Raw genomic sequence first — 14740 nt, 5'->3', positions numbered from 1 at the left:
CCCCTTTGACCTGTCCGCTCATACCGCAGCCTCATTCGACACCGTTTCCAATAAAATACGAAGGTGGAATGCGCCCACCAGAGCCGCATTCCTTTGAGGAGTGCTGATGGCTCTGGCATCTGATCGCACCAGAATCGGCCTGAGCCGCTGCTTCAGCCGGGCCGACATCCACCCCTATGACGAGGTGGAGTGGCACCGCCGCGACGCACGAATCACCAGCGCAGACGGCGAGGTGGCCTTCGAGCAGGTCGATGTGGAGCTCCCGGCGAGCTGGTCGGTCAATGCCGGCAATATCGTGGCCCAGAAGTACTTCCGGGGCGGTTTGGGCACTTCGGAGCGGGAAACATCGCTGCGCCAGGTGATCGACCGGGTGGTGGACACGCTGGTGGCGTGGGGAACCGAGTCGGGACATCTGGCCGAGCCGGAGGAGGCTGAGGCGTTCGCCGACGAGCTTCGCTGGCTGCTGGTCCGCCAGCGCGCCGCTTTCAACTCGCCGGTGTGGTTCAACCTCGGCGTTCCCGGTGCGGTGCCCCAGTCGTCGGCCTGCTTCATCCTGTCGGTGGACGACACCATGGAGTCGATCCTCGACTGGTACGGGGAGGAGGGGCGCATCTTCAAGGGCGGATCGGGGGCCGGCGTCAACCTGAGCCTCATCCGGTCTCGCCGGGAGAAGATGAGCGGCGGGGGTGCCCCCAGCGGCCCGGTGAGCTTCATGCGGGGCGCGGATGCCTCGGCCGGCACCATCAAGTCGGGGGGCAAGACCCGGCGGGCGGCCAAGATGGTGGTTCTCGACGCCGACCATCCCGACGTGGCCGAGTTCATCTGGTGCAAAGCCGTCGAGGAGCGCAAGGCCCGAGCGCTGCGCGACGCCGGTTTCGACATGGACCTCGACGGCGCCGACGTCCACTCCATCCAGTACCAGAACGCCAACAACTCGGTGCGGCTCAGCGACGAGTTCATGGCGGCGGTAACCGAGGACAGGGATTGGCAGCTAACCGCCCGCACCACCGGCGAGGTGCTGGACACGGTGTCGGCCCGGTGGCTGCTGACCCAGATCGCCGAGGCCGCCTGGGAGTGCGCCGATCCCGGAGTGCAGTTCGAGACCACCATCAACCGGTGGAACACCGCGGCCGAAACCGGCCGGATCACCGCCAGCAATCCCTGCTCGGAATATCTCCACCTGGACAACTCGGCCTGCAACCTGTCCAGCTTGAACCTTCTGTCGTTCCTCGGTGACGACGGTACCTTCGATGTGGAGGGTTTCAGCACCGCAGTGAGGGTGATGACCATCGCCCAAGAAATCCTGGTGGACCCGTCGCACTATCCGACCGATCAGATCGGCGAGACCACCCGCCGGTTTCGCCAACTGGGCTTGGGCTACGCCAACCTGGGCGCCATGCTCATGGCCCTCGGCTTGGCCTATGACTCCGACGAGGGCCGGGGATGGGCGGCATCGGTAACCGCGCTGATGACCGGGGTGGCGTATGAGACGTCGGGGCGCATGGCCGCTCGCCTCGGACCGTTCGACGGGTTCGCCGAGAACCAGAAGCCCACTCGCCGTGTGCTGCACATGCACCGGGACGCGCTGAGCCGGCTGGAGGCCGAGCCGGTGCCCACCGAGGTGCTGGACGCGGCTCGAGCCGCCTGGGACGCCGCGGTGGAGTGGGGCGACACGGTCGGCGTCCGCAACTCGCAGGCCACCGTGCTGGCCCCCACCGGCACAATCTCGTTCATGATGGACTGCGACACCACCGGCATCGAACCCGATTTGGGCCTGGTCAAAACCAAGAAGCTGGTGGGCGGCGGCACCATGCCCATCGTCAACCAGACGGTGGATCGGGCACTGCATCGTCTGGGTTACAGCCCCGAGCAGGTCGCCGATATCGAAGCCCATGTTCATGAGCGGGGCACCGCGGTGGGCGCGCCCCATTTGGACCCGGACCATCTGGCGGTCTTCGCCTGCTCCATGGGCGACAACGCGATCTCTCCCAGCGGCCACGTGAAGATGATGGCCGCGGTGCAGCCGTGGCTCTCGGGGGGAATCAGCAAGACGGTCAACGTTCCCGAGGACACCACCGCGGCCGAGATCGAGCAGCTCTTCGTGGATGCCTGGCAGATGGGGGTCAAAGCGCTCGCCGTCTATCGGGACAACTGCAAGCTGGGCCAACCCCTGTCGGTTTCCGACGCCTCAGCCACCCAGCCCGACCAAGCCCCAGACTCGGCGACGGCACCGGCATCGGCCCAGCCTGAGCGCCGTCGGCTGCCCCGGTCCCGCACCAGCCGCACCTTCGAGTTCCGGGTGGCCGACTGCAAGGGTTTCGCCACCGTGGGGGAGTACGAGGACGGCAGCCCCGGTGAGATCTTCCTGCGGGTGTCCAAGCAGGGTTCCACGCTTTCGGGGGTCATGGACTCGTTCGCCATGGCGGTGAGCCACGGCCTGCAATACGGGGTGCCGCTGCGGGCCTATGTGGATGCCTTCACCGGCATGCGCTTCGAGCCGGCCGGGTTGACCGACGATTCCGACATCCGCATCGCCACCAGCCTCCTCGACTACCTGTTCCGCCGCCTGGCGCTGGAGTATCTCGACCCCGAAGAGCGGCACAGCCTGGGGATATTCACCACCGACGAGCGCACCCAGCCCACCCTGCCCGGAGTGGAGGAGCAGGTACCGGTCACTGTGCCCGGCGACATCGTGGAACCCGACCCCCCGTCTACTTTCACCCGCCAGACCCCCCTGGATGCCCACGCCCCGGTCTGCTTCGACTGCGGCGTCCTCATGGTGCGGGCCGGAAGCTGCCACGCCTGCCCCGACTGCGGCTCCACCTCCGGCTGCTCCTAGCCGGCGAATAGCGCCGCCAGAGCTCCGGCATTGGGGCACCCCTCGTTGGTAGTTTTACGAGGCTTGCCCTGGGTCAGACCGAGGAGGAACTAATGAGAGCAGCGCTGTTTCTGGACGGGCACGAAGACTTGGTAGTCGACGAGGTGGAGGTTGCTGCCCCGATCGGCAGCGAGGTGCTGATTCAGACGGCGGCCTCGGGGCTGTGCCACAGCGACTTGCACTTCATGGAGACCGAGGGCTGGGTGGTGCCCCGGCCCATCGTGCTCGGCCATGAGGCCGCCGGGGTGGTGGAGGCGGTGGGGCCCGATGTGCGCGAAGTGCAGCCCGGCGACCATGTCATCTGCTGTCTGTCGGTGTTCTGCGGACGCTGCGAGGTATGCCTGAGCGGACAGCCCTACATGTGCCTTCGGAGCCGGACCGAATGCGTCCGCTCGGAGGACGAGCCAGCCCGGCTCAGCCGGGGCGGCCAGGAGGTGTTCCAGTTCGCCAACCTCTCGTCGTTCGCCGAGCAGATGCTGGTGCACGAGAACGCAGTGGTGAAGGTGCGCGACGACATGCCGCTGGACCGGGCCGCGCTCATCGGCTGCGGGGTCACCACCGGAACCGGCGCGGTGTTCCGCACCACCGGGGTGGAACCCGGCTCCTCGGTGGCGGTGATCGGCTGCGGCGGGGTTGGCATGTCGTCGATCCAAGCCGCCCGCATCTCCGGCGCCACCACGATCATCGCCGTCGACCTCGAGACCCGAAAGCTCGACACCGCCATGCGTTTGGGCGCCACCCATGCGGTCAACCCCGCCGACGGCGACCCGGTGCAGCAGGTGTTGGAGCTGACCAGCGGCGGCGTGGACTACTCCTATGAGGCCATCGGCTTGGCCATCACCGCCCAGCAGGCGTTCGGCATGATCCGCCGCGGGGGAACGGCCACCGTGATGGGCATGATCCCGCCGGGAACCATGGTGGAGATCGAGGGCCAGGAGCTGTTCATGTCCGAGAAGCGGCTCCAGGGATCGCTGATGGGATCCAACGTGTTCCGGGTGGACATGCCCCGTCTCGTCGATCTCTATCTCGACGGCCGGCTGATGCTCGACGAGATGCTCTCGGCCACCATCACGCTGGACGACGTGAACGACGGTTTTGCGGCCATGAAGGCCGGCGACGTGGTGCGCAGCGTCATCGGCTTCAACTGAGCCAGAGCACCGGCAAACCGCAAGGCTTCTGTGGTCATGGCTCAAGACGACCTGCGCTGGTGGGACCGCGAGGTGGGCTATGAGGTGTACATCCGCTCGTTCGCCGACGGCAACGGCGACGGGGTCGGCGATTTCCCCGGACTCACCGAGAAGCTGGACTACCTGGCCTGGCTGGGGGTACACATCGTGTGGATCACCCCCTTCTACCCATCGCCCATGTGCGATTTCGGCTACGACGTGGCCGACTACACCGGGGTCGATCCCCTCTTCGGCACGCTGGACGACTTCGACGCCTGCATTGCCGAGGCCCATCGGCTGGGGCTGCGGGTGCTCATCGACCTGGTTCCCAATCACTCCTCCGACCAGCACCCCTGGTTCCAGGCCTCCCGGGCCGACCCCGACAGCCCCATGCGGGGCTACTACCACTGGCGGGACCCCGCGCTGGGCGGCGGTCCCCCCAACAACTGGATCTCGCATTTCGGCGGACCGGCCTGGACTTTCGACGAGGCCTCTGAGCAGTACTACCTGCATCTGTTCTTGCCCGAGCAGCCCGATCTGAACTGGTCCAATCCCAACCTGGTGCGGGAATTCGACGACGTGCTCACATTCTGGCTGGACCGCGATGCCGACGGCTTTCGAGTGGACGTGGCCCACGGCCTGGTCAAGAACATGCTCATGCCCGACAACCCGCAGCGGTTCCCGGTCACACCCGAGATGAGTCCCCGCCAGGCGTTCGGCTGCTACGACCATCGCTACGACCTCGACCAGGCCGGCAACACCGCCATCTACCGCCGCTGGAGGGCCATCGCGGAGCGCTACGACGCCCTGCTTCTGGGGGAGGTCTACCTGAGGGACAACAATCCCAATCAGGTGAGCCGGTACGTGGCCAACCAGGACGGGCTGCACCGGGCCTTCTATTTCGCCCCCATGCACACCCCCTGGGATCCGGCGGCCATGTGGTCCACGTTCCGAGATGCGCTGGATGCCGCCCCCCGGGACTTGTCCTGGGCCATCAGCAGCCACGACGACCCCCGGGCGCCCACCCGGCTGGGCGGCGGTGAGCTGGGTCGGTCGCGGTCGCTGGCCTACTGCGTGCTGTTGTTCGCCCTGCCCGGCCTGCCATTCCTCTACCAGGGCGACGAACTGGGCCTCGAAGAGGTGGACGTGCCCCTCGACCAGCGCCAGGATCCAGTGGCCGTCCGGAACCAGAACCCCGCCGACGGCCGGGACGGATGTCGCACGCCGATGCCGTGGTCGCCGGGGCCGACGGGCGGGTTCACCAATGGCGCCGAGCCGTGGCTGCCCGTGAACAGAGCCGAGGCCGACACCGTGGCGGCCCAGCGTGACGATCCCGACTCGGTGCTCTACAAGTACAAGGAGCTTCTCGCGGTGCGCCGGGAACTCAGCGACCTCCATGCCGGGGAGTTGGAGTGGCTGACCGACCGCTCGGCGCCGGTGATCGGCTTCCGGCGCGGCGATTGCGTGTGCGCCCTCAACTTGGCCGACGTCCCCACCGACTTCCGCCTGCCGCCCGGGCAGTGGCGGCTCGCGTTCTCATCTGAGCAGGCCGCCGGGGCGGTGGTCGAGTCGGCCATGGGCCTTGATGCCCCCGAAGGCGTGCTGCTGGTCCGGGTGCCGGACGCGGCCTGACTGGGGCCGGGCCTACGAAGCCGGATCCAGGCCCAACATCGCCCGAGCCTGCTTCACGGTGGCCAGCTCCGCGCCCGCGTCAGCGATGCAGCCGGCCAGCTCGGCCACGATGTCGGCATTGGTCGGCGTGCCCAACTCCAGATAGGGGTAGTCGCCCAGCCCGGCGATCAGGTGCCCGCCCCGGGCGATCACCTCCGGCGCCAGTTGGCGCAGATCCGCGCCGTAGGCCAAACACCCCCACACCACCCGGCCGTCGTCGGGCAGGAAGCGGGTCATGGCATCCAGTCCGTCCACCGTGGCCGGATGCCCCGACAGCCACGAGTCCGACAAGGTCACCTCGCCGTAGGCCGGCGCCGCCATGTCCCCGGTGTCCAAGAACGCCGACAGCAGCCGGGCCGACCCCACTGTCCACAGCGCGCCCATCGGCTTCATTCCCGCCTCCGCCACATCGGCCACCATCTCCCGCAGCGCCCGCAGCGGGGTCACATACACGATGTCGGGGTTGCCGAACGCGCCGGTAGCCGGGTCGTAGGGGTCGATGTTGAAGCTCCCCAGGTCGATGGGAGCGAATTCGGGCCGGGTGGCCGGATCACCGGCCAGCTCCAGCACGGGAGCCAGCCGGGCGTGGGGATCGGGCACGGTGGAGGCGCCCAGGGTGGGCATCAGGATCAGGTCGCAGGTGTCGCGCACCCCGGCGATCACCGAGCCCAGCGTGTCGGCGTCCCATACCGGCGCCCCGGTGGCCGGGTCCCTCCCGTGGAAGTGGTATACCGACGCCCCAGCCTCGGCACACGCCACCGCATCGGCGATCAGCTCATCTATCGACCAGGGCACGTTGGGGTTGGCCTCCCGGCCGGTGTACTCGTTGGCCCGGACTTCGATGAACACAGCAGACACAGCAGCCCTCCTCGGCTACAGGGTGGTGGAGTAGCCGCCGTCCACCGGGATGACCGCGCCGGTCAGATAGGCGCTGCCCCGGCCCGACAAGAACACGACCGCCCCGGCCATGTCGTCGGGCCGCCCGATCCTGGCCAGAGGGGTGTCGGCAACGATCTCGTCGCCGAAGGTGTCCAGGGTTTGGGCCATCATCTTGGTGTAGAACACCCCCGGGGCGATGCAGTTCACCGTGACGTGCTGGGGAGCCAGCTTCTTGGCCAACACCCGGGTCATGTGGTGGACCGCAGCCTTGCTGGCCGAGTACGAGTAGTTCTCGATGTCGGGGGCTTGGAGCCCCTGCACCGAGCCCACGTTGATAACCCGGGCGGGATCATCGGCCGAAGCTGCCGCCTCCAGCAGGGGGATCAGGGCCACGGTGAGCTGGAACACCCCCTTGACGTTCAGGTTCATCACCCGATCCCACGCCGCGTCGGGGAACTCCGCCATCGGCGCCCCCCACGTTGCCCCGGCGTTGTTGACCAGGATGTCGAGCCGCTCGGTTCGCTGGCCGACCGCCTCGGCCAAGCCCAAGCAGCCCGCCTCGGTGGACAGATCGGCGGCGATGGCCTCGACGGGACCGACAGCCGACAGCTCGTCTGCCGCCTCGTCGAGCTGCTCCTGGCGGCGGGAGGAGATGATCACCCGGGCCCCCGCGCCGAGCAGACCCTCGGCGAACATGGCACCGATGCCCCGGCCGCCCCCGGTGACCAGGGCGATCTTGCCGTCGAGGGAGAACAGGTTTGTCGGTGTGAGGTCGGTCACGGGTTCTCTCTTTCGGGACGGGGCAAGCCGGAAACCAGCCTCACAGCTTCAACTCGAACAGCAAATGGCGGCTGAGGTCGCCGAGCTGGTCGACCAGCATGGTCCGCTGGTCGAACCACCACACCCCGTCGATGCGGTGGAACGTGTCGTGGTAGCGGCCGGTGATGATGGGCTGGAGCGGGAAGTCGTCGAGCTGCTGGAAGACGGTGTAGTAGGAGCGGGCCGACGCGGTGCCGGTGTCGTCGTCTACGTCGATGATGGCGTTGGTGGTGACGTGCTTGGTCCGGGGGGTGCCGCAGGGGTAGAGGCGGGTGGAGCCCTGGTACATCCCCAGCACTTCGTCGCGTCCGGTCACCGCTGTTTCCACCGGCGCTTCGGGAGAGGCCACGATCCGGCCGTGGGTGAACAGCTCGGCCACCTCCTCCAGGTTCCCGGCGTCGATCCGCTCGGCGTAGGTGTACATGAGGTTTTCAATCTGTCGCGCACTGTCGATCATGGGCTGCAATCTAATCAGATCACCGGCAGCCTGAGATAAGTGACCGGGCCCGTCGCGTGGCAGAGTGGATGGATGATGCCAGCAGCGATTCCCAGTCCGGGCTCAAGCAGCCTGGATATCGGCTCTTTGGAACTGCGGGCCTACGGCCTGATGATCGCCCTCGGCGTCTTGGCTGCGGCCTGGCTGTTCCACCGGCGGTTCACCCAGCGGGGCCATTCCCCGGAGCTGGCCAGTTCGATCACCGTATGGGCGGTGATCGCCGGGCTGATCGGATCACGGATCTACCACGTAATCACCGATTGGAAGACCTACCAGGGCAATTGGGGCGAAGTCTGGCAGATATGGGAGGGGGGCTTGGGCATACCCGGCGCGGTTGCCGCCGCCGCTGCGGTCATGTGGGTATACGCCCGCCGAAAGGGGATCCCACTGTCGGACATCGCCGACTCGGTGGCCCCTGCCCTGCCTTTGGGCCAGGCCATCGGGCGATGGGGGAATTGGTTCAACCAGGAGCTGTACGGGCGGCCCACCGACCTGCCGTGGGCCCTGGAGATCGACTCTGAGAACCGCCGCTCCCAATACCTGCAAGACGAGACCTTCCATCCCACGTTCCTCTACGAGTGCATCTGGAACCTGGCCTTGGTCGGGGCATTGCTATGGATCGGCAAGCGCTTCACGCTGAGGCCGGGGCGCCTGTTCGGGCTGTACGTGCTGGGGTATTCGCTGGGCCGGCTGTGGATCGAGTTCATCAGGGTGGACTTCGCCAGCGAGCTGGCCGGAGTGCGGGTCAACATCTGGGTGATGGTGGCGCTGATCATCGGCTCGGTGGCCTATCTGCTCTGGGGCCGAGGAGACAAAGACGAAGACCAGCCGGCCGAAAACATCTCTTTGGAGACCTGAAACCGGTATCCTGTAGGGGCGGGCTGACGATCTTTCCGCTTCCTTTCGCAGCCCGAATCACAGATGACAGAAGAATTCCGCGTTTTGGGCGTGGCCTCAGACCTGGTGGCCTCGCTCAAGGAGCGGGGCATCCACGCTCCGTTCCCCATTCAAACCCTTACCATCCCCGACGCACTGTCCGGCAAAGACGTGTGCGGCAAGGCCAAGACCGGGTCGGGCAAGACCCTCGCCTTTGGACTTCCCATGGTCGAGAACCTCTCCCGCGCCGACTCCCACTGGGTGCGCGGCCTGGTTTTGGTGCCCACTCGGGAGCTGGCCGTGCAGGTGGCCAAGGAGCTGCGCCCGCTGGCCCGGTGCCGGAACCTCGACCTGGCCCCGGTGTACGGCGGGGCGCCCATCGAGGCCCAGATCGACCAGATCAAGGCCGGCCTCGACATCATCGTGGCCACACCCGGCCGTCTCATCGACTTGATCGACCGCAAGGCGGTGTCGGTGGCCAAGCTGGAGATCGTGGTGGTGGACGAAGCCGATCGCATGGCCGACATGGGGTTCCTGCCCCAGGTGGAGTGGATCCTGCGCCATGTGGAGGCCCGCCACCAGACCATGCTGTTCTCCGCCACCCTCGACGGGGCGGTGGACGCCCTGGTCCGCCGCTATCAGCACAAGCCGGTCCGCCACGAGGTTCAGTCCCGGCAGGTGACCGTGGACGAGATGTTGCACCGGTTTGTGGCCGTCCACGAGATGGACAAGGTCAAGGTGGCCGCGGCCATTATTCGAGCCTCCAAGCGCGCCCTGGTGTTCTCCGCCACCCGCCACGGGTGCGACCGCCTCAGCCGCAAGCTCAAGGCGGAGAACGTGCGGGCCGAGCCCATCCACGGCGACCTCCGCCAAAAGGCCCGGGAGCGGTCGCTGGCCCGGTTCGCGTCGGGCGAGATCCAGGCGCTGGTGGCCACCGACGTGGCCGCCCGGGGGCTGCACATCGACGACGTGGATGTGGTGATCCACTACGACCCGCCCCCCGATCACAAGACCTACCTGCACCGCTCGGGGCGCACCGCCCGAGCCGGGGAGTCGGGTATGGCCGTCACCCTGTCGCTGTGGAACGAGGAGCTGGAGGTCAAGCGGCTCCAGCGCCGCCTGTCGCTGGACGTGCCCATCGTGGAGATGTTCTCCAACGACGACCGGCTGGACGCCCTCCACCGATGGGACCCGGTGGCCGAGCCCGTCTGACCAATCCCCGGTAAATGTTTGAGCCTTCCCTAGGCGCCCCGCTACCCTTGTGGGGTACATCAAGAGCGGCTCACCGCCCGGCACAGCGTGCTGGGACGGAGGGTCCAGCAACCTGGGAGGGACACCCAAGGTGCTCGCCCGCTTCGGCGGGGGATGTGGCCTCTGGTTCGGCCGGAGGCAACCAAGTGTCCGTGCTTGTATGCCACGGAAACGGTGGCCCTCCCCTAGACAAGACGAAGGGAGGACCATGTCAGAAGGCGAGAACCCCAGTGCCCTGAGCCGTCCTCCCGCGCCCCATCCCCGGGGTTACAGCACCGAATTGCCGGTGACCGGCGCATGGAGGCCCGGCGACCCTCCCGGCAACCGCCAGTTCTTCACCCTCGACCGCCCCCACTCCTTCGAGCTGGAGGGCGGCGGGGCGCTGCGGGAAGTGACCGTGGCCTATGAGACCTGGGGGGAGTTGGCTCCCGACGGCTCCAACGCCGTGCTGATCTGCCACGCCCTCACCGGCGACTCGCACGTGGCGGGCGACGCCGGCCACGGCCATCCCACCCCCGGTTGGTGGGGTGAGATGGTGGGCCCGGGCAAGGCCCTGGACACCGACGAGCTGTACGTGGTGTGCGCCAACGTGCTCGGCGGCTGCCAGGGCACCACCGGCCCGGCTACGCCCAACCCCGACACCGGCGAGCCCTACGGCTCGTCGTTCCCCACCGTGACGGTGCGCGACATCGTGCGCACCCAGCGCCGGTTGGCCGACCACCTCGGCGTCCGGCGGTGGTTGACCGTGGTCGGGGGCTCCATGGGAGCCATGCAGGCCTTGGAGTGGGGGGTCATGTTCCCCGACCGGGTGAGCTCGGTGTGCTCGCTGGCCGGCTGCATGGCGGCCAGCGCCCAGCAGATCGGCTGGTCGGCGGTGGGTCGCACTGCGTTGGCGCTGGATCCCAACTGGCGGGGAGGCGACTACTACGACAACCCGCCCGGCCAGGGCCCCCATGCCGGGCTGGCCATCGCCCGGTCGCTGGCCCAGATCACCTACCGGTCCGACGAGGTGTTCGAAGACCGCTTCGGACGGGAGCTGTTCGACATCCACTCGGTGTACGGCTTGTGGGACCGGTTCCAAGTGGAGTCGTACCTCGACTACCACGGGGAGAAGCTGGTCAAGCGGTTCGACGCCAATACCTACCTGGTGCTCAACCGGGTGATGGACTTGCATGACATCGGCCGGGACCGGGGCGGCATCGGCGCCGCGGTCTCCCGGATCACTTCGCCGGTGTTGTCGCTGAGCATCACCAGCGACACGCTGTACCCGCCCCGCCAGCAGATCGAGCTCCACGACGCGGTGGTCGCCTCCGGCGGGAGATGCGTGTACACCGTGGTGGAAAGCCCCCACGGCCACGACGGGTTCCTGCTCGAAGTGGAGGCGGTGGGCCAGGCCATGAAGGACTTTCTTGAGAAGGTGGGAAGCAGTGTCGCCTGACGCCGGTTGGGAGGACCAAGGCCGCGAGACGGTGGCCGCCCCTGATCCCGCGGGGTTCTCCCATCCCGACACGCTGGCCGTTCTGGCCGGTCGGCGCTCAGGGGGGGCTGAGCTGGCCCCGACGCTGTTCCCCACCACAACGTTCCGCATCCCATCGCTCGAGGCCGGCCAGCGCATGGCGCTCGATCCGTCCGAGAGCCACTACTACACCCGCAACGGCAATCCCACCGTGGCGGCCTTTGAGGAGGCCATGGCCGAACTGGAGGGGGCGGAGGCCTCCCGAGCCTTCTCGTCGGGCATGGGCGCGGTCAGCTGCGTGATCTTGGGCCTGTGCTCGTCGGGCGACCACATCGTGGCCCAGCGCCAGCTGTACTCCGGCACCCAATTCCTGCTTCAAGCGGTGTGCCCCCGGTTCGGGATCGACGTGACCCTCGTGGACGGCACCGAGCCGGGGGCGTTCCAAGCCGCGGTACGACCGGGGCGCACCATGCTGGTATTCGCCGAGAGCCCGGCCAACCCCCGCCTCGACTTGGTGGACCTGGAGGAGTTGGGCGCCATCCGGGGCCCGCTGACCGCAGTGGACGCCACCTTCGCCCCGCCGAGCATCACCCGGCCGCTGGACTACGGTGTCGACCTGAGCCTGCACTCGGCCACCAAGGGCCTCGGCGGCCACAACGACGCCACTTTGGGAGTGGTGTCGGGCAGCGCCGAGTTGATCGCCTCGCTGTGGGGGTTCGCCACCTTGCAGGGGGCCAACGCCGCCCCGTTCGACGCCATGAACGGCCTGCGGGGACTGCGCACCCTGGGGGTTCGCCTCGAGCGCCAAAGCGCCACTGCCCAGCAGCTGGCCAAAGCGCTGTCGGACCACCCCGGGGTGGAGTCGGTGCGCTATCCCGGCTTGGCTTCCCACCCCCAGCACGAGCTGGCCAAGCGGCAGATGCGGAAGTTCGGCGGGCTGTTGGCCTTCGACCTCGCCGGAGGGAACGAGGCGGGGGAGCGGTTCGTCGAAGCGGTGAAGTTGGCCCAGATCGCCACGTCGCTGGGCGGACCCGAGACGCTGGTCACCCATTCGGCGTCCACCACCCATGCCGGGCTCACCCCCGAGGAGCTGGCAGCCGCCGGCATCGGGCCCGGCACGATCCGGGTCTCGGTGGGCTTGGAGCACGGCGATGACGTGGTGGCCGATCTGCTGCACGCGGCCGACAAGGCCACCGCCTAGAGGCTCGGTTTCACTGCCTGAGGTCATCGAGGTCGAGTACTACCGCCGAGCCGCCGCGGCGGTGGTGGGTCGCATCGTGTCGAAGGTTCATGCTCCCGATGACTGGTTCATCAAGGGAGGCGCCGATGCCGCCGCGTTAGCCTCGGCGCTGGAGGGCCAAGCCGTTGTCGGGGTGCGCCGGACGGGCAAGCTCCTGATGATGGATTTCGGCCATCCCGACGGCCAAGCCAGCGCCGTGCTGGGCCTTCGGTTCGGCATGACCGGAAGGTTGGTGGTGGATGACCAGGCGGTGATCGAGAAACTGGAGTACTCCAGCGCCCGGGTTCTGCCCGAGTGGCGCCGGTTCGAGCTGCGTTTCGACGACGAGGGGACCCTGGTCATCGTCGACCCCCGGCGCTTGGGCGGTGTGGAGCTGGATCCCGATGACTCCCGCCTCGGCCCCGATGCCTTTGAATTGGCGACCGAGCAGCTGGCCGCCGCCCTGGAGGGGAGCCGCACCGCGCTGAAGGCCCGGCTGCTCGACCAGCATCGGGTGGCCGGGCTGGGCAATCTGCTGGTGGACGAGATCCTCTGGCGCACGGGGCTCGACCCAGCCCGGGAGGCGGGGTCGCTGGACGGTGCCGAAAAGGGACAGCTGGCCGAGGCCATACGCTTCACGGTGTCCGAGTTGGCCGAGCGGGGCGGCTCGCACACCGGCGATCTCCACCTGGCTCGAGTCCGGGGCGGATCGTGTCCCCGAGACGGGGAGCCGCTGGACCGGCGGACCATCGGCGGACGCACCACTTATTCGTGCCCTCTGCACCAGAAGTGACCGATCTCGCCACGCCGAGACGCCGCGCGAGACTGGATACCGTGCGTGCAAGGCGGCTGCTGATCGGGGCATTGGTCCTGGGCGCTCTGTGGGGGACGGTCACGCTGGGCTCGACAGCCGGAGCCGCGGACTCGTCTGATCCAATCGCCCAGGCCGAACAGCCCGACACCAGGTCAGTTCCATCCCCATCGGATTCCGATGACGAGATCCGGCTGGTGATGGCCCTGCTGATCGCGGTGGCGGTGATCGCCCTGCTGGGCACGTTCGTCTACTGGGTGCGGGCTGGCGACGCCTCTCGCCGGGGCCGGAGAGATTCGCCGGACGGTGCCGAGCGAGAAGATACGCTCGGTTGATGGCCGACGAACTGGACGTGGAGGCGATGATCACCCGGTTCCGGGAGCGGGCCGAGGCGGTGAGGAGCCGCCCGCTGCCGCCGGTGGGCGGCGAGGAGCGGACCCTGTTCATCCGCCGGGCCCAGGAGGACTTCCAGGACTTCGCCATCATCGGCGACGCCACCGGCGCCGTCGAGGACGGCTTTCTGGTCCTGCGGGTGGACCTGCGCCCGCCCGCCGATTCCTGACCGAAGAGCATGGTCTCTGACGCCACGATCCCGAGCGACCGGCTGCGGGCCGCGTTGGCAGCAATCGACCAGGCCAACGCCGACGATCCCCACACCATCGTGGTGGGCAGCACGGTCCGGCCCAAGGAGCAGGCCCACGCCGAGATGATGACCGAGTGGGTGCAGCGACTCGACCCCGATGCCGATGATGCCCAGCAGGTGGCGGCCCGGGCCCATCACCTACGGCGTTGGGCGCTGCCTCGAACCGACTACCCCGAGGGCCGCGCCGGCTACCTGCACTGGCGCACCGCCCAGGCCAAGCGACACGCCGCCGACGTGGTCGACATCGTCACCTTGGTGGGCTACGACGACGCCTTCGCCGCCGACGTGTCGGCCATTGTGGCCAAAAGGGGCCTCGCCACCGACCCCCGAGTGCAGACCCACGAGGACGCTCTGTGCCTGGTGTTCCTCGAAACCCAGTTCGATGAGTTGGCCGACAAGCTAGGCGACGACCACATGGCCGAAGTGCTGGCCAAGACCCTGGCCAAGATGAGTCCGGCCGCCCGCCGCATCGCCCAGGACTTGGAGTTGAGCCCTCGCGCCGCAGCCCTGTTGGAGGCGGCTGGCAGCTGATTTATTGCTGTGAGCATCCCAACAGCGGCTTGCTATGCTGGGCC

Annotated in this window: 14 protein-coding genes and 1 riboswitch; of the genes, 11 read left to right on the top strand and 3 right to left on the bottom strand. The window is 68.0% G+C overall.

Annotated elements, in window-relative coordinates; genetic code table 11:
- Nucleotides 1-106 precede the first annotated feature (106 nt).
- From ACOGI7_RS08515 to ACOGI7_RS08505, 3 genes are all read left to right on the top strand, one after another.
- The gene (locus tag ACOGI7_RS08515) at nucleotides 107-2839 is read left to right on the top strand and encodes a vitamin B12-dependent ribonucleotide reductase (protein ID WP_419848335.1); all 2733 of its coding nucleotides are present in this window, start codon (nucleotides 107-109) and stop codon (nucleotides 2837-2839) included.
- Between the two features lie 92 nt (nucleotides 2840-2931).
- Nucleotides 2932-4026 carry a Zn-dependent alcohol dehydrogenase gene (locus ACOGI7_RS08510; RefSeq protein WP_419848334.1) on the top strand — a complete coding sequence of 365 codons (1095 nt, stop codon included), beginning with the start codon at nucleotides 2932-2934 and terminating at the stop codon, nucleotides 4024-4026.
- 36 nt (nucleotides 4027-4062) lie between these two features.
- Complete coding sequence (locus ACOGI7_RS08505; RefSeq protein ID WP_419848333.1) at nucleotides 4063-5676, top strand: alpha-amylase family glycosyl hydrolase; 1614 nt, start codon at nucleotides 4063-4065, stop codon at nucleotides 5674-5676.
- Nucleotides 5677-5688: 12 nt separating this feature from the next.
- On the opposite strand, the gene ACOGI7_RS08500 is transcribed toward ACOGI7_RS08505, so the two are convergent.
- From ACOGI7_RS08500 to ACOGI7_RS08490, 3 genes are read right to left on the bottom strand one after another with little or no spacing between them, the layout of a single operon-like run.
- Entirely contained in the window at nucleotides 5689-6573 is an 885-nt protein-coding gene (locus ACOGI7_RS08500; protein ID WP_419848332.1) for a 3-keto-5-aminohexanoate cleavage protein, read from the bottom strand.
- Between the two features lie 15 nt (nucleotides 6574-6588).
- A complete protein-coding gene (locus ACOGI7_RS08495; protein WP_419848331.1) occupies nucleotides 6589-7374 on the bottom strand; it encodes an SDR family NAD(P)-dependent oxidoreductase in 786 nt (261 codons plus the stop codon).
- A 40-nt stretch (nucleotides 7375-7414) separates the two neighbouring features.
- Entirely contained in the window at nucleotides 7415-7870 is a 456-nt protein-coding gene (locus ACOGI7_RS08490; protein WP_419848330.1) for a nuclear transport factor 2 family protein, read from the bottom strand.
- A 72-nt stretch (nucleotides 7871-7942) separates the two neighbouring features.
- On the opposite strand from ACOGI7_RS08490, the gene lgt reads away from it, so the two are divergent.
- The 8 genes from lgt (at nucleotide 7943) to ACOGI7_RS08450 (ending at nucleotide 14696) form a co-directional block, all read left to right on the top strand.
- Nucleotides 7943-8767: a prolipoprotein diacylglyceryl transferase gene (gene lgt / locus ACOGI7_RS08485; protein ID WP_419848329.1), complete on the top strand. Its 825-nt coding sequence runs from the start codon at nucleotides 7943-7945 to the stop codon at nucleotides 8765-8767.
- 63 nt (nucleotides 8768-8830) lie between these two features.
- Complete coding sequence (locus tag ACOGI7_RS08480; RefSeq protein ID WP_419848328.1) at nucleotides 8831-9997, top strand: DEAD/DEAH box helicase; 1167 nt, start codon at nucleotides 8831-8833, stop codon at nucleotides 9995-9997.
- Nucleotides 9998-10048: 51 nt separating this feature from the next.
- Nucleotides 10049-10192, top strand: a riboswitch (SAM-I-IV-variant riboswitch).
- A 52-nt stretch (nucleotides 10193-10244) separates the two neighbouring features.
- On the top strand, nucleotides 10245-11474 hold the full coding sequence (gene metX, locus ACOGI7_RS08475) for a homoserine O-acetyltransferase MetX (protein ID WP_419848327.1): 1230 nt from the start codon (nucleotides 10245-10247) through the stop codon (nucleotides 11472-11474).
- Nucleotides 11464-12693 carry a trans-sulfuration enzyme family protein gene (locus ACOGI7_RS08470; RefSeq protein ID WP_419848326.1) on the top strand — a complete coding sequence of 410 codons (1230 nt, stop codon included), beginning with the start codon at nucleotides 11464-11466 and terminating at the stop codon, nucleotides 12691-12693. The genes metX and ACOGI7_RS08470 overlap by 11 nt, the downstream gene beginning before the upstream one ends.
- Nucleotides 12644-13504 (top strand): DNA-formamidopyrimidine glycosylase family protein, encoded by an 861-nt coding sequence (locus tag ACOGI7_RS08465; RefSeq protein WP_419848325.1) that lies wholly within the window; start codon nucleotides 12644-12646, stop codon nucleotides 13502-13504. The genes ACOGI7_RS08470 and ACOGI7_RS08465 overlap by 50 nt, the downstream gene beginning before the upstream one ends.
- A gap of 41 nt (nucleotides 13505-13545) precedes the next feature.
- A complete protein-coding gene (locus ACOGI7_RS08460; RefSeq protein ID WP_419848324.1) occupies nucleotides 13546-13857 on the top strand; it encodes a hypothetical protein in 312 nt (103 codons plus the stop codon).
- Nucleotides 13857-14084 (top strand): hypothetical protein, encoded by a 228-nt coding sequence (locus ACOGI7_RS08455; RefSeq protein WP_419848323.1) that lies wholly within the window; start codon nucleotides 13857-13859, stop codon nucleotides 14082-14084. The genes ACOGI7_RS08460 and ACOGI7_RS08455 overlap by 1 nt, the downstream gene beginning before the upstream one ends.
- Nucleotides 14085-14093: 9 nt before the next feature.
- Nucleotides 14094-14696: a DUF4202 domain-containing protein gene (locus tag ACOGI7_RS08450; RefSeq protein ID WP_419848322.1), complete on the top strand. Its 603-nt coding sequence runs from the start codon at nucleotides 14094-14096 to the stop codon at nucleotides 14694-14696.
- Nucleotides 14697-14740: the final 44 nt, after the last annotated feature.

The sequence above is a fragment of the Candidatus Poriferisocius sp. genome (assembly GCF_965204145.1).
In the GTDB taxonomy this organism is placed as follows: Bacteria; Actinomycetota; Acidimicrobiia; order Acidimicrobiales; family Bin134; genus Poriferisocius.
This window is presented reverse-complemented; position numbering and strand designations above follow the sequence as displayed.

Coding starts and splice junctions, on each gene's coding strand:
- ACOGI7_RS08510 (WP_419848334.1), top strand. CDS start 2,932: ATGAGAGCAGCGCTGTTTCTGGACGGGCACGAAGACTTGGTAGTCGAC.
- ACOGI7_RS08465 (WP_419848325.1), top strand. CDS start 12,644: ATGACGTGGTGGCCGATCTGCTGCACGCGGCCGACAAGGCCACCGCCT.
- lgt (WP_419848329.1), top strand. CDS start 7,943: ATGATGCCAGCAGCGATTCCCAGTCCGGGCTCAAGCAGCCTGGATATC.
- ACOGI7_RS08480 (WP_419848328.1), top strand. CDS start 8,831: ATGACAGAAGAATTCCGCGTTTTGGGCGTGGCCTCAGACCTGGTGGCC.
- ACOGI7_RS08515 (WP_419848335.1), top strand. CDS start 107: ATGGCTCTGGCATCTGATCGCACCAGAATCGGCCTGAGCCGCTGCTTC.
- ACOGI7_RS08455 (WP_419848323.1), top strand. CDS start 13,857: ATGGCCGACGAACTGGACGTGGAGGCGATGATCACCCGGTTCCGGGAG.
- ACOGI7_RS08490 (WP_419848330.1), bottom strand. CDS start 7,870: ATGATCGACAGTGCGCGACAGATTGAAAACCTCATGTACACCTACGCC.
- metX (WP_419848327.1), top strand. CDS start 10,245: ATGTCAGAAGGCGAGAACCCCAGTGCCCTGAGCCGTCCTCCCGCGCCC.
- ACOGI7_RS08505 (WP_419848333.1), top strand. CDS start 4,063: ATGGCTCAAGACGACCTGCGCTGGTGGGACCGCGAGGTGGGCTATGAG.
- ACOGI7_RS08450 (WP_419848322.1), top strand. CDS start 14,094: ATGGTCTCTGACGCCACGATCCCGAGCGACCGGCTGCGGGCCGCGTTG.